This window comes from Terrihabitans rhizophilus (assembly GCF_033898525.1).
Classification (GTDB): domain Bacteria; phylum Pseudomonadota; class Alphaproteobacteria; order Rhizobiales; family Methylopilaceae; genus Flaviflagellibacter; species Flaviflagellibacter rhizophilus.
In genome coordinates, this window is record NZ_JAXAFJ010000007.1 from 166410 (window position 1) to 179603 (window position 13194).

Genomic DNA, 13194 nt, shown 5'->3' on the forward strand with positions numbered 1-13194 from the left:
AAGCCCGCCCATGACCGACACCGCTGCCGCCGCGTTCGACTATTCCGAAACGCTGTTCCTGCCCAAGACCGATTTCGCCATGCGCGCGGAACTGCCCAAGCGCGAGCCGGGCATTCTGGCGCGCTGGAAGGAGTTGGAGATCTACCGGCGGCTCCGCGAGAAGTCGGAAGGGCGCGAGAAGTTCGTGCTGCACGACGGGCCTCCCTACGCCAACGGCCATCTCCACATCGGACACGCGCTGAACAAGGTGCTGAAGGATTTCGTGGTTCGCACCAAGCAGATGGGCGGCTTCGATGCGCCCTATGTGCCGGGCTGGGACTGCCACGGCCTTCCGATCGAATGGCGCGTGGAAGAGGAATACCGCGCCGCCGGCAAGAACAAGGACGAGGTGCCGGTCGTCGACTTCCGCCGCGAATGCCGCGCCTATGCCGAGAAATGGGTCGGCATCCAGAGCGAGGAATTCCAGCGGCTGGGCGTCGAGGGCGATTGGGACAACCCCTACACCACGATGAAATTCCGCTCCGAGGCGGTGATTGCGTCCGAACTGATGAAGTTCGCGGCCAGCGGCCAGCTTTATCGCGGTTCGAAGCCGGTGATGTGGTCCATCGTGGAGCGCACCGCCTTGGCCGAGGCCGAGGTGGAGTACGCCGAGCACACCAGCCACACGATCTTCGTGAAGTTCCCGGTGGCGTCGGAGGGAGATCTTGCCGGTGCATCCGTCGTCATCTGGACGACGACGCCGTGGACCATCCCGGCGAACCGCGCAGTCGCCTTTGCCGAGAACATCGCGTACGGCCTGTACGAGGTGACGGCGGCACCGGACGACAACTGGAGCCGTGTCGGCGACCGCATCCTGCTGGCGCAGGACCTCGCAGAGACCGCGTTCAAGGCCGGCCGAATCGAGGAAGCCGTCCTCGTGCGCACCGTGACCTCGGCGGAACTCGACGGCCTCATCCTGCGTCACCCGCTGCATGCTCAGGGCTACGGGTTCAAGGTGCCCGTCCTGCCGGCGGATTTTGTGACCGCCGATACCGGCACGGGCTTCGTCCACACGGCCCCCGGCCATGGTGCGGACGACTACATCCTCTGGATCAAGTCGCAGCGCCGCATCGCGGCGCTCGGCATCGACACCAATGTCCCGCACACGGTGCAGCCCGATGGCGGCTACTTCGCGGACGTGCCGGTGTTCGGTGACGCGGGCGTGCGCGTGCTGGATGACAAGGGCAAGGATGGCGGCGCGAACGATGCCGTCATCAAGGCCCTCACCGAAGCCGGTGCGCTATTGGCGCGCGGCCGCCTGCGTCATCAATATCCGCACTCCTGGCGCTCGAAGGCGCCGTTGATCTTCCGCAACACGCCGCAATGGTTCATCGCCATGGACCGGGTGCTGGACCGTGGCGAGGGCGACACCCTGCGCGCCCGCGCGCTCAACGCCATCGCCGACACGCAGTTTTACCCGCCTGCGGGCGAGAACCGGCTGCGCGGCATGATCGAGGCCCGGCCAGACTGGGTCATCTCCCGCCAGCGGGCCTGGGGCGTGCCGATCACCGTGTTCGTCAGCAAGACGACGGGCGACATCCTCAACGATGAGCGCGTCAACGCCCGCATCCGCGAGGCCTTCGAGGCCGAGGGTGCGGATGCGTGGTTTGCGGATCGCGATGGCGCGCGCTTCCTCGGCAATGATTATTCCGTCGATGATTACGAGAAGGTCCATGACATCCTCGATGTCTGGTTCGACTCGGGCTCCACGCACGCCTTCGTGCTGGAAGGCGATCCGGCGCTGCAGGCCCCTGCCGACATGTACCTCGAAGGCTCGGACCAGCATCGCGGCTGGTTCCATTCGTCTCTGCTGGAAAGCTGCGGCACGCGTGGGCAGGCGCCTTACCTGAGCCTGCTGACCCACGGCTTCGTGCTGGACGAGCAGGGCCGCAAGATGTCGAAGTCGCTGGGCAACACCACGACGCCGCAGGACGTGATCGCCAAATCGGGTGCCGACATCCTGCGCCTGTGGGTGGCCGCGTCCGATTATTCCGATGATCTGCGCATCGGGCAGGAGATCCTGAAGACCTCCGTCGACACCTATCGCAAGCTGCGCAACACGTTGCGCTGGATGCTGGGGGCGCTGACCCATTTCGACCCCTCGCGCCGGGTCGAAGCCCCCGACATGCCGGAAGCCGAGCGCTACATCCTGCACGAACTGTGGATGCTGGAGCAGGCGGTTCTGGAAGGCTACGACACCTACAATTTCCGCCAGTCGCTGCACGCGCTGATGAACTTCTGCACGAACGAGCTGTCCGCGTTCTACTTCGACATCCGCAAGGATGCGCTGTACTGCGATCCCATCTCCTCGCATGCCCGGGCATCCGCTCTGACGGTCATCGACCACATCTTCGATTGCCTCGTGCGCTGGCTTGCTCCCATCATCCCCTTCACCACCGAAGAGGCCTGGAGCCTTCTGCATCCGGGCACCGAAAGCTCCGTGCATCTGGAGGACTTCACTCCGGTTCCCGACAGCTGGCGCGACGATGACCTTGCCGCGAAATGGGCGAAGATCCGGCAGGTGCGCCGTGTCGTCACCGGCGCTCTGGAGATCGAACGGGCGAACAAGAGACTTGGATCGAGTCTTGAAGCCGCGCCCGATGTCTATGTTTCCGATGCCGCTCTGGTCGAGGCCTTCGCCGGCGTCGATCTCGCCGAGGTGTGCATCACGTCGGCTGCACGCCTGATCCAGCAGGAGGGCCCCGGCGAGGCCTTCCGGCTCGACGACGTAGCGGGTGTGGCCGTCGTGTCCCTGAAGGCGGAAGGCCGCAAATGCGCGCGGTCCTGGAAGATCCTGCCGGAGGTCGGCTCGGATCCGGAGTTTCCGGATCTGACCCCGAGGGACGCCGAGGCCATGCGCGAGTGGCAGTCTGCGCGGTCGGCGGCGTGAGAGGGGCGCTTCGCACCGGAATCCTGACGGCGGCCCTTACCTTGGCCGCCGACCAGATCACAAAGCTGTGGGTGCTGTTCGGCTATGAAATCGCCGACCGGGGGCGGGTGCAGGTGCTGCCCTTCATCGACTTCGTGATGGTGTGGAACCGCGGCGTCTCCTACGGGATGTTCCAGCAGGAGACCACGCTCGGCCGGCTGGTGCTGCTTGCGGTCACTGTGGCGGCCGTTGTTTTCCTCAGCGTCTGGATGGCGCGGGAAAGCTCGCGCTTCACCTCGTTCGGCCTGGGGCTCGTCCTCGGCGGCGCCATCGGCAACGGCATCGACCGTGCCGCCTACGGAGCCGTGGCGGACTTCGTCCTGCTGCACGCCGGCGGGTTCGAGTGGTACGTGTTCAACATTGCCGATGCGGCAATCGTTGTCGGCGCCGCTTTGCTCTTGTATGGTGCCTTTTGGCGGGGCAACGGGTCGGCAGAGGCGAAAACGTCCACGACCCGCATTGAAGGTTGAGGCGGCGCATGCGCTGCCCGTAACGGGACCAGGCCTGACGATATGAAAACCGTTTTCTCTGCTGTGGCCACCGCCGCGTTGCTGACCGTCCTCGGCGCGCCCGCGCATGCCCAGACGTTCGAGAACATCATGACCGATCTGGGCCTTCAGAAGAAGAAGGAGCAGTTCATCAACTATGGTGAGCGCGCGCCTCTGGTGCTGCCGCCGACCTATGATCAATTGCCCCCGCCGGAAGACAGCAAGGGCCTGACCGCCGCGAATGCGCAATGGCCGAAGGATCCTGACGCTGCCCGTCGCGCACAGGAACTCGCGGACGAGGAAATTCCGGACCAGTTCAAGCGGAAATACACCGAGAACGCGGCCGAGGAGATCTACGCGATCAACCGGCAGGAACGTCGCGTGATCGGCCAGCCGCAGGGGCAGGACTACGTGCCCGCTTCAGCGCGCGAAAACCAGCTTCTGTCGCCGCAGGAATTGCGCGCCGCGAAGAAGGTGAAGAAGGAAGACCCAACGGTCTTCGTGCAGGAGCCGGAGCGCAAGCGCATTACCGATCCGCCAGTGGGTTACCGCACGCCCTCGCCGAACCAGCCCTATGTGCCGGGCGAGGTGGACGAGAACGGCAAGCCCAAGCAGGGCCTGCTGTCGAAGCTCAATCCGTTCAAATAATCGCGTGAACGAGGTTCAAGGCCGCATTATGCGGCCTTGAACCATTCCAGCCGGCTGCTTTCTGCCCATATGATGGCATGGCCCCGGCGTTCCTCGCCTCGCGCACAGTCCCATCCGGATATATGAAGAAGCTCCTCCGCCTCATGACCCACGCATTGATCGGCGCTGCTGCGGCCACGCTCCCATTCGGTGGCGCAGCCCAGGCGCAGACTGCTCGCGCCACGGCACCGAATGTCGAGACGTTCACTCTCGATAACGGCCTCGACGTCGTGGTGGTGCCCGACCGTCGCGCCCCGGTGGTGACGCACATGATCTGGTATCGCGCCGGATCGGCGGACGAGCCCCCCGGCAAATCCGGCATCGCCCACTTCCTCGAGCACCTGATGTTCAAGGGCACCAAGAAGCACCCGGCGGGCGAGTTCTCGAACCAGGTGTCGGAGTTGGGTGGGCAGGAGAACGCCTTCACCTCCTACGACTACACGGCCTATTACCAGCGCGTGCCGAAGACGGCCCTGAAGACCGTCATGGAATTCGAGGCGGACCGCATGACCGGTCTCGTGCTCACTGACGAGGTGGTGCTGCCGGAGCGAGACGTGATCCTCGAGGAGCGCCGCATGCGCACCGACAGCGATCCCTCTGCCCAGCTTTCCGAGGCGGTCTCCGCTGCCCTGTGGATGAACCATCCCTATGGCCTGCCCATCATCGGGTGGGAACACGAGATGCAGACGCTGAACCGTGACGACGCGATCGCGTTCTACGAGCGGTTCTACACGCCCAACAACGCGATCCTCGTCATCGCCGGCGATGTCGACAAGGCCGAGGTCGAGACCCTCGCCCGCGAGACCTATGGCGCGGTGCCGCGCCGTTTCGCGACGCCCGTCCGCAACCGGCCGACCGAGCCGCCGCAGCTTGCGGCCCGGCAGGTGGCGCTGGCCGATGCGCGCGTGCGCCAGCCAAGCGTGAGCCGCGTCTACCTTTCGCCGTCTTATCGGACCGCGGAGGGCGAGCAGGCCTATGCGCTTGATCTTCTGTCGGTGATCCTTGGCGGCGGTTCGACCAGCCGCCTCTACCGCTCCCTTGTGGTGGAGCAGGGCATCGCGGCCTCCGCCGGCGCTTACTACAGCGGCACGGCCCTCGATGCGAACCGCTTTGCGGTCTACGCATTGCCACGCCCGGGCGTGGAACTCACGGCGCTGGAGAAGGCGATCGATGCCGAGATCGGCCGGCTGACCCGCGATGGCGTCACGCCCGAGGAACTCGATCGCGCCAAGACGCGCCTGATCGCCGAGACGATCTACGATCTCGACAACCAGACCTCCCTTGCCCGCACCTTCGGCGTGGCGCTGACGACCGGCATGAGCGTCGAGGACGTCGTGAATTGGCCCGAGCGCATCAAGGCCGTCACGGCTGAGGATGTCGCCGCTGCCGCGCGCACGGTGCTGGTGACTCGCCAGTCCGTAACGGGCCTTCTTGAACCCGCTCCGACGGGGGATCGCCCGTGATCGTCCGCGGTCTCCTAGTTATTGTGATGAGCTTCATGGTCGTTCAGGGCGCGGCAGCCGCCGCCAAGATTCAGCGCGTTATCTCCCCATCCGGCATTGAGGCCTGGCTGGTCTCGGAGGACACGGTCCCCGTCATCGCCATGGACTTCGCCTTCCGTGGCGGCTCCGCGCAGGACGATGCGGCGAAGCCCGGCGTGGCGAACCTGCTCTCGGGCCTGCTCGACGAGGGTGCCGGCAACCTTGATTCGCAGGCCTTCCAGCAGCGGCTGGAAGAGACCTCCGTCGAGATCGCTTTCGGTGCGACCCGTGACAGCTTCGACGGCAGCCTGAAGACGCTTTCCGAGAAGAAGGAGGACGCGTTCGAGCTCCTGCGCCTCGCGGTGACCGAAGCTCGGCTCGACGCAGAACCCATCGAGCGCATCCGCGCCCAGACGCTCGCACGTCTCCGGCACAACTCGACCGATCCCGGCGACATCGCGCAGGAGACCTTTGCTGCGAGCGCGTTCCCGGATCATCCCTACGGACTGCGCACCATCGGAACCGAGGAGAGTGTCGCGGCCATCACGCGCGACGATCTCGTTCAGTTCCGGGCCAACAACTTCGCGCGCTCCAACCTTGTCGTCGCCGTCGTCGGCGCCATCGATGCGGAAACGCTGGCACCCGCGCTCGACCGCATCTTCGGCGCGTTGCCGGCTGAACCCAAGCTCAAGCCCGTCGCCGAAATCTGGCCGAAGAATATCGGCCAGAACCAGGTTATCGATCTCGACGTGCCGCAGACCACGATCCTGTTCGGGCGCGGTGGCCTGATGCGCGAGGATCCGGACTACATCCCGGCCGTCGTGATGAACCACATCCTGGGCGGCGGCACCTTCACCTCGCGGCTCTTTACCGAGGTGCGCGAGAAGCGCGGGCTGGCCTATTCGGTCTATTCCTATCTCGACCCGATGGAGCGTTCCGGTCTGCTGGCCGGCGGCGTGGCCACGAAGAACGAGCGCGCGGGCGAGGCCATCGACCTGATCGAGGCGCAGTTCCGTTCGCTCAGCGAGGACGGACCGACAGAGGACGAACTGGCGAAGGCCAAGAAGTACCTCACAGGGTCCTACGCGCTGAATTTCGACTCGTCGGCCAAGATCGCGCGCGGGCTCAAGCAGATCCGCCTGAACCATCTGCCGATCGATTACATCGACAACCGCAACGCGCTGATCGAGGCGGTGACGGTGGACGACGTGAAGCGGGTGGCCAAGCGGCTGCTCGGTGACGGCCAGTTGCTCGTCGTCGCCGTCGGCAAGCCTGTCGGCTTCGGGTCGGCCTCGCGCGGCGGCGTGGCGCCCGAAGCGGCACGGGGTGCGGCAGCCGAATAGTTCTGAAGACGGACATGGCTGTCGTGTTGCCTTTGCGTGATCTGCGCTAGGTATTGGGCAAACATCCAGCACGGGGGAACCCCATGTCCGTCACCCAGAACGTCGATCGCGCCTTCGCCTCCAGCATCGGGGAGGGCGGTGTCGATGACGCAGCCTACAAGGCCCAGCTGGAACGTGCCGGCGCGGCCCTCGACTGGGTACGCGCCGCCTATCGCGACAACAGCCTGCCCATCCTGCGCATGGGCGAGACCACGGATGACCTGCCGGCAGTTCGCGAGATGGGTGCCAAGCTGCGTGCGGGTGCCACGGATCTCGTCTTTCTCGGCACCGGCGGATCGAGCCTTGGCTGCCAGGCCCTTGTCCAGCTGGCCGACTACGCGGTGCCGGGGCTCGGGCTGTTCCGCTCCGGACCACGCCTCCACTTCCTCGACAATCTCGATCCCATCACGCTCGAAGTCCTGCTGACGAAGCTGCCGCTCGAGACGACGCATTTCCTCGCGACATCGAAGTCTGGCGGCACGGGCGAGACGCTGCTGCAGTGCATCGCCGTCATCGCTGCGCTGAAGGCGGCAGGTCTCGGCGATAGCATCGGCCAGCGCATGTTCGGCATCTCCGAGCCTGAGGCCGGCAAGCGCAATGCCCTGCGGGGATTGCTGGAGCCGTTCGGCGTCCAGTTCCTGGAGCACCACACCGGCGTCGGCGGCCGGTTCTCCGTCCTGACCAATGTAGGCCTGCTGCCGGCCTTCGCGGCTGGCCTCGACATCGACGCCATCCGCGCCGGTGCGGCGGCGGCTATGAAGCCCATCCTCGACGGCGCCGATCCGGCCGATGTGCCCCCGGCTGTCGGTGCGGCGCTGCAAATGGCGGCGGCAGATGGCGGCCGCAACATCACGGTGATGATGGCGTATGCCGACCGGCTTGAGCGCACCAATGCCTGGTGGGTCCAGCTCTGGTCGGAGAGCCTGGGCAAGGACGGCAAGGGCACGACGCCGCTGCGCGCGCTCGGCCCCGTCGACCAGCACAGCCAGTTGCAACTGCATCTCGGCGGTCCGAAGGACAAACTGTTCACGGTGGTCACGGTCGATGTCGCCGGCTTCGGGCCGAAGCTGGACAAGGAGCTGTCGGAACTTGCGGGCGAGCCCCTGTTCGCCGGCAAGACCGTTGGCGATCTCGTGGCCGCACAGGGCCGCGCCACGGCCGACACTTTGGCGAAGAACGGCCGCCCCGTGCGGACGATCCACTTCGATGAGCTGGACGAGCATTCGCTCGGTGAGTTCCTGATGAACTTCATGATCGAGACGATCATCGCCGGCCAGTTGCTGGGCGTGGACGCGTTCGACCAGCCAGCGGTGGAAGAGGGCAAGATCCTCGCCAAGAAGTATCTCGCCGAGAGCTGAACGACGGGCCTACCGGATCAAGGTCGCCCTTGCTGCCTGACGGTGCAGGGGTGATCATCGGGAATCATGACCATCCGCCGGCTCCCTGAAACGCTCGCCAACCGCATCGCCGCCGGAGAGGTGGTGGAGCGTCCGGCGAGCGTCGTGAAGGAGTTGGTCGAGAACGCGCTGGATGCGGGGGCGCGCCGCATCGAAGTGGTTCTGGAGCGCGGGGGCAAGGACCTGATCCGCGTGGTCGACGACGGCCACGGCATGAGCGCGGACGACCTGGCGCTTGCGGTCGAGCGCCACGCCACGTCGAAGCTTCCCTCGGACGACCTGCTCGACATCCGTTTTCTCGGCTTCCGGGGCGAGGCCCTGCCGTCCATCGGCTCCGTAGCGCGCCTGACGATCACCTCGCGCACGGGCGGGGCGGCACATGCCTCCGCCATCACCGTGGAGAACGGGACACTGGATGACGTCGTGCCCGTGGCTCATCCTCCCGGCACGCGCATAGAGGTCCGGGACCTGTTCAGCCGCGTTCCCGCCCGGCTCAAGTTCCTGAAATCGGACCGGGCCGAGAACGACGCCGCGACGGAGATGGTGCGCCGGCTTGCGGCAGCCCATCCCGGCATCGACTTCACGCTCCTGCTCGACGGTCGCGCCTTGCGCTTCCCTGCCCAGAGCGGGGATGTGAACGGACTTCGCGCACGGCTGGCCGATGTCATGGGACGTGACTTCGCTGGCAATTGCCTGGAGGTCGATTCGGCGCGGGAGGGCTTTGCGCTCACGGGGTTCGCCGGGGTGCCGACCTACAACCGCGCGACCGCGGGGCATCAATTGCTGTTCGTGAACGGACGCCCGGTAAAGGACCGGCTACTGCTGGGCGCGCTGCGCGGAGCCTATGCCGACCTCGTGCCGCGCGACCGGCATCCGGTGGTGGCGCTTTTCGTCCATGCAGATCCTCGCGAGGTGGACGTCAATGTCCATCCGGCGAAGGCCGAGGTCCGGTTCCGCGATCCCGGCCTTGTGCGCGCGCTCATCGTGTCGGCGGTTCGCGGCACGATCTCGGCCGGGGCGATCCAGCCTGCCGCTACCGAGGCCATGCCATGGAGCCGACAGGCCCAGCCGGCTGCTGCACGCGCCCATTCTCCTCAGCATCAATCCTTCCGGCCGCACGCACCTCAGCCGGGCCGAGGGTTTTTCGAGCCGCAAACCCGGTTCGACATCGCGCCGTCCGCCGATAGCCGGGCTGCGGTCGATGTGGAAACCGCACCGGCGGACCATCCGCTCGGCGCTGCCAAGGCGCAGATCCACGACACCTATATCCTGTCGCAGACTGGCGATGGCATCGTGCTCACCGACATGCACGCCGCCCATGAACGACTGGTTCTGGAGAGCCTGAAGCGGCGACGTGGCAGGCCCGAGACCCAGCTGATGCTGGTGCCGGAGATCGTGGACCTGCCGCCGGTGGAGGCCGGCCGCGTGCTGGAGGCCGCCGAGGACCTTGCGAGCCTCGGCCTGCTGGTCGAGGCGTTCGGGCCGGGCGCCGTGCTCGTGCGTGAGACGCCCTCTGCCCTGGGAGAGTTCGACGTGGCCGGACTGGTTCGCGACATCGCGGACGGACTGGCGGAATGGGGCTCGGCGCTGCCCCTGCAGGAGCGGCTGGACCGGCTGGCGGGCACCTTCGCCTGCCACCATTCCATCCGCGCGGGCCGACGGCTGAAGGCCGAGGAAATGAACGCGCTTCTCCGCCAGATCGAGGCGGAGCCGCTGGCCGCACAGTGCAACCACGGCCGCCCCACTTTCGTGAAGATGTCCCGCGAGGATCTGGAACGGCTTTTCCATCGGCGCTGATCACAGCTGGGGCCGGCAAAGCCGCACACGAAGACGTGCGGCAGGGCACGATTTGCAGGCTAGGCTTCGGCGCCGATGATGGGCCATTGATTGCAGCGCACGGGCTGGGTCCGCCCACAAGCAAGGTTCAACGACATGAAGACAGCATTGTTCGCCGCCAGCCTTTTCCTTGCCACCGCCGCGCAGCCGGTGCTGGCGCAGGACGCCCAGGTTCCCGGGCAGGCCGACACGTCGCGCGTGCAGGCCGGCACCTACAAGGTCGACCCGGCGCACACGCAGATCGTGTTCACCGTCAATCATTTCGGCTTCAGCTTCTATCACGGCCTGCTGGGCGACAGCACCGGCACACTGACCATCGACCCGAAGACGCCGGAGACTGCCAGCGTCCAGATCGAGATCCCAATGTCGGGCCTGCGCACCACCAGCGACAAGCTGACCGAGCATCTCGCAACGGCCGACTTCCTGGACGCCGCCAAGTTCCCGACCGCCACCTTCAAGTCCACTAAGGTCGAGCTCGATGGCGATGCGGCAGAAATCACCGGCGACCTCACGCTGCATGGCGTGACCAAGCCGGTGGTGCTGGATGTCAACTTCACCGGCGCCGGCGCGAACCCGATGAACAAGGCCGAGACGGTGGGCTTCAGCGCCGGAACCACCATCAAGCGCAGCGATTTCGGCATCAACGCCTATGTGCCGAACATCTCCGACGAGGTTGATCTCGAGATCACCGTCGCCTTCGAGAAGGCGAACTAAGCACCGCGATCAACGCCTGCTGCGGAAGAAATCCCGCAGCAGGTCCCGGGCCTCGATCTCGGCGAAGCCACCATAGACCTCCGGGGCGTGATGGCAGGTCGGCAGGTCGTACAGCCGGGCTCCGTTGACGACCGCTCCGCCCTTGGGATCGTCTGTGCCGAAATAAAGCCGCCGGATCCTCGCGAAGGAGATGGCCGCCGCGCACATCGGGCAGGGCTCCAAAGTCACCCACAGATCGCAGCCGATCAGCCGTTCAGAGCCCGTTTTCGCGCCGGCTCCGCGCAGAGCGAGGATCTCGGCGTGGGCCGATGGATCGTGCAGTTCGCGTGTTCTGTTGCCCGCGCTCGCCAGCACCACGCCGTCGCGCACGACCACCGCTCCGACCGGAACTTCGCCGCGAAGTGCCGCGTTCTGCGCTTCCTGAAGCGCGATCGACATGATGTCGGGGGCAGCCATGCCTCAACTTCCTCTTCGCGCGGGGGAGGCCTCGTGATAGGCGAGCGCAATGACCGATATCAATGAACCGAACGGCACCGGCAAGACCGCCGATGCCGACAGTGCCCGCATCGCCAAGGTGATCGCCCGCGCAGGCCTGGCGTCGCGCCGCGATGCCGAGGTTATGGTGGAGGAGGGACGGGTGTCCCTCAATGGCCGCATCATCACCTCTCCTGCCGTGAATGTGGGGCCGGACGACAAGGTAGCGGTGGATGGCAAGCCCCTGCCGGCGCGCGAGCGCACCCGGCTCTGGCTCTACCACAAGCCGCGTGGACTGGTGACCACGGCAAAGGACCCCGAGGGCCGGCAGACCGTCTTCGAGGTGCTGCCAGAGGAATTGCCGCGCGTCGTCTCCGTCGGCCGGCTCGACCTCAACACCGAGGGGCTGCTGCTCCTCACCAATGACGGCGGCCTCGCCCGCGTCCTCTCGCATCCCGACACCGCCTGGCTGCGCCGCTACCGCGTGCGCGCCTATGGCGACGTGACGCCGGACGTGCTGGGACGCCTGCGCGACGGCATCGAGATCGACGGGTTCAGCTACGGTCCCATCGAGGCGGAGATCGACCGCAAGCAGGGCGACAATGTCTGGCTGGTGCTGGGCCTGCGCGAAGGCAAGAACCGCGAGGTGCGCCGCGTGCTGGAGCATCTCGGCCTCACGGTGAACCGCCTGATCCGTGTGTCATTCGGTCCGTTCCAGCTGGGCGACATGCCGGAAGGCTCGGTCGAGGAAATTCGCACGCGCTATCTCCGGGATCAGTTGGGCAGCCTGGCCGACGACGCCGGTTGCGATTTCGAGGCGCCAATCGTGGACCGCACCCAGCAGCCTAAGCGCAGCCGGGTGCTGAACGACGAGCCCGTCGAGGGCGTGCGGCGTCGCAACGGCCTGACCACGGACCGCAAGGGCCGGCGAGTCTTCGTCGAACGCATCGAGAAGGAAAAGCCCGCACCGCGCCCTGAACGAAGCCGCGATGAGCGGCCGAGGGGTGACTTCGGCGGACGTCCCGCTTTCGGCGAAGGGCGAGGCCGTGAGGATCGCCCCACGGGCGATCACGGTGCGGCCCGCCCGCGCCATCCGCAGGGCGAACGCACCGGGCCGAGGACGGAGTGGGCCAGCCGTGAGCGGCCGGCCGGCGCGCGGTCACGACCACCGGAAAAGCAGGAGTTTCGTGGCGACCGTCCGGCACCCGGAGACCGGGGTGGCCCACGGCCGTTCCGGTCTCGCGAGGATGGTCCACGCCCAGAGCGCACCGAACGCCCCCGCAGTGACCGGCCAGCGGGCGACCGACCTTATGGTGATCGACCGAACCGGGACCGCCCGCAGGGCGAGCGGCCGCGTGGCGACCGGCCCTTCAGTGACCGCCCGCAGGGGGGGCGCCCCCGTGGTGACCGGCCGTCCGGCGATCGCCCGCAGGGAGAACGTCCGCGTGGTGACCGACCGTTCGGAGATCGTCCGCAGGGAGATCGCCCCCGAGGTGACCGGCCGTTTGGAGGCCGTCCGCAAGGCGACCGCCCGCGTACTGATCGCCCGTTTGGCGATCGTCCGCGGGAAGACCGTCGCCCGGATGAGCGACCGCGCGGCCGTGCGGACGGGCAGCAGGAAAGGGGTGCCCGGCCGCCGCGCCGCGAAGGCTTCGCGCCTCGAGGTGACGATCGTGGCGCGGAACGCCCGCGCAGCGGCGAAAACCGCGGGCGTCCCTTCCAAGGGGAGCGGCCGCCCCGCGCCGAAGGTGGCGCGGATCGCGCACC

Annotated in this window: 10 protein-coding genes; 9 read left to right on the forward strand and 1 reads right to left on the reverse strand. The window is 66.7% G+C overall.

Features of this window, described 5'->3' with window-relative positions; translation table 11 throughout:
* Positions 1 to 10: 10 nt before the first annotated feature.
* The 8 genes from ileS to SCD90_RS12575 all read left to right on the forward strand — a co-directional run bounded on the left by ileS (position 11) and on the right by SCD90_RS12575 (position 10953).
* Positions 11 to 2929 (forward strand): isoleucine--tRNA ligase, encoded by a 2919-nt coding sequence (ileS, locus tag SCD90_RS12540; RefSeq protein ID WP_319845022.1) that lies wholly within the window; start codon positions 11 to 13, stop codon positions 2927 to 2929.
* A complete protein-coding gene (gene lspA / locus SCD90_RS12545; protein ID WP_319845023.1) occupies positions 2926 to 3438 on the forward strand; it encodes a signal peptidase II in 513 nt (170 codons plus the stop codon). Before ileS ends, lspA begins: the two co-directional genes overlap by 4 nt.
* 42 nt (positions 3439 to 3480) lie before the next feature.
* On the forward strand, positions 3481 to 4104 hold the full coding sequence (locus SCD90_RS12550; protein ID WP_319845024.1) for a hypothetical protein: 624 nt from the start codon (positions 3481 to 3483) through the stop codon (positions 4102 to 4104).
* Between the two features lie 122 nt (positions 4105 to 4226).
* Positions 4227 to 5606 (forward strand): M16 family metallopeptidase, encoded by a 1380-nt coding sequence (locus tag SCD90_RS12555; protein WP_319845025.1) that lies wholly within the window; start codon positions 4227 to 4229, stop codon positions 5604 to 5606.
* Between the two features lie 26 nt (positions 5607 to 5632).
* Positions 5633 to 6967, forward strand: a complete 1335-nt coding sequence (locus SCD90_RS12560) for a M16 family metallopeptidase (RefSeq protein WP_319845026.1) — start codon at positions 5633 to 5635, stop codon at positions 6965 to 6967.
* A gap of 83 nt (positions 6968 to 7050) precedes the next feature.
* Positions 7051 to 8364, forward strand: a complete 1314-nt coding sequence (locus SCD90_RS12565) for a glucose-6-phosphate isomerase (RefSeq protein WP_319845027.1) — start codon at positions 7051 to 7053, stop codon at positions 8362 to 8364.
* A 66-nt stretch (positions 8365 to 8430) separates the two neighbouring features.
* Positions 8431 to 10200, forward strand: coding sequence for a DNA mismatch repair endonuclease MutL (mutL, locus tag SCD90_RS12570; protein WP_319845028.1), 1770 nt, complete (start codon positions 8431 to 8433; stop codon positions 10198 to 10200).
* A gap of 135 nt (positions 10201 to 10335) precedes the next feature.
* Entirely contained in the window at positions 10336 to 10953 is a 618-nt protein-coding gene (locus tag SCD90_RS12575) for a YceI family protein (protein WP_319845029.1), read from the forward strand.
* Positions 10954 to 10962: 9 nt separating this feature from the next.
* Here SCD90_RS12575 and SCD90_RS12580 read toward each other — a convergent pair whose 3' ends face one another.
* Entirely contained in the window at positions 10963 to 11391 is a 429-nt protein-coding gene (locus tag SCD90_RS12580; RefSeq protein ID WP_319845038.1) for a nucleoside deaminase, read from the reverse strand.
* A gap of 67 nt (positions 11392 to 11458) precedes the next feature.
* Between SCD90_RS12580 and SCD90_RS12585 the strand changes: the two genes are divergently transcribed.
* The coding region (locus tag SCD90_RS12585) for a pseudouridine synthase (RefSeq protein ID WP_319845030.1) at positions 11459 to 13194 on the forward strand (1736 nt) is incomplete at its 3' end.

What these genes read in the sequence shown, in the direction of transcription:
- ileS (WP_319845022.1), top strand. Translation starts at nt 11, where the DNA reads ATGACCGACACCGCTGCCGCCGCGTTCGACTATTCCGAAACGCTGTTC.
- SCD90_RS12550 (WP_319845024.1), top strand. Translation starts at nt 3,481, where the DNA reads ATGAAAACCGTTTTCTCTGCTGTGGCCACCGCCGCGTTGCTGACCGTC.
- SCD90_RS12555 (WP_319845025.1), top strand. Translation starts at nt 4,227, where the DNA reads ATGAAGAAGCTCCTCCGCCTCATGACCCACGCATTGATCGGCGCTGCT.
- SCD90_RS12560 (WP_319845026.1), top strand. Translation starts at nt 5,633, where the DNA reads ATGAGCTTCATGGTCGTTCAGGGCGCGGCAGCCGCCGCCAAGATTCAG.
- SCD90_RS12565 (WP_319845027.1), top strand. Translation starts at nt 7,051, where the DNA reads ATGTCCGTCACCCAGAACGTCGATCGCGCCTTCGCCTCCAGCATCGGG.
- mutL (WP_319845028.1), top strand. Translation starts at nt 8,431, where the DNA reads ATGACCATCCGCCGGCTCCCTGAAACGCTCGCCAACCGCATCGCCGCC.
- SCD90_RS12575 (WP_319845029.1), top strand. Translation starts at nt 10,336, where the DNA reads ATGAAGACAGCATTGTTCGCCGCCAGCCTTTTCCTTGCCACCGCCGCG.
- SCD90_RS12580 (WP_319845038.1), bottom strand. Translation starts at nt 11,391, where the DNA reads ATGTCGATCGCGCTTCAGGAAGCGCAGAACGCGGCACTTCGCGGCGAA.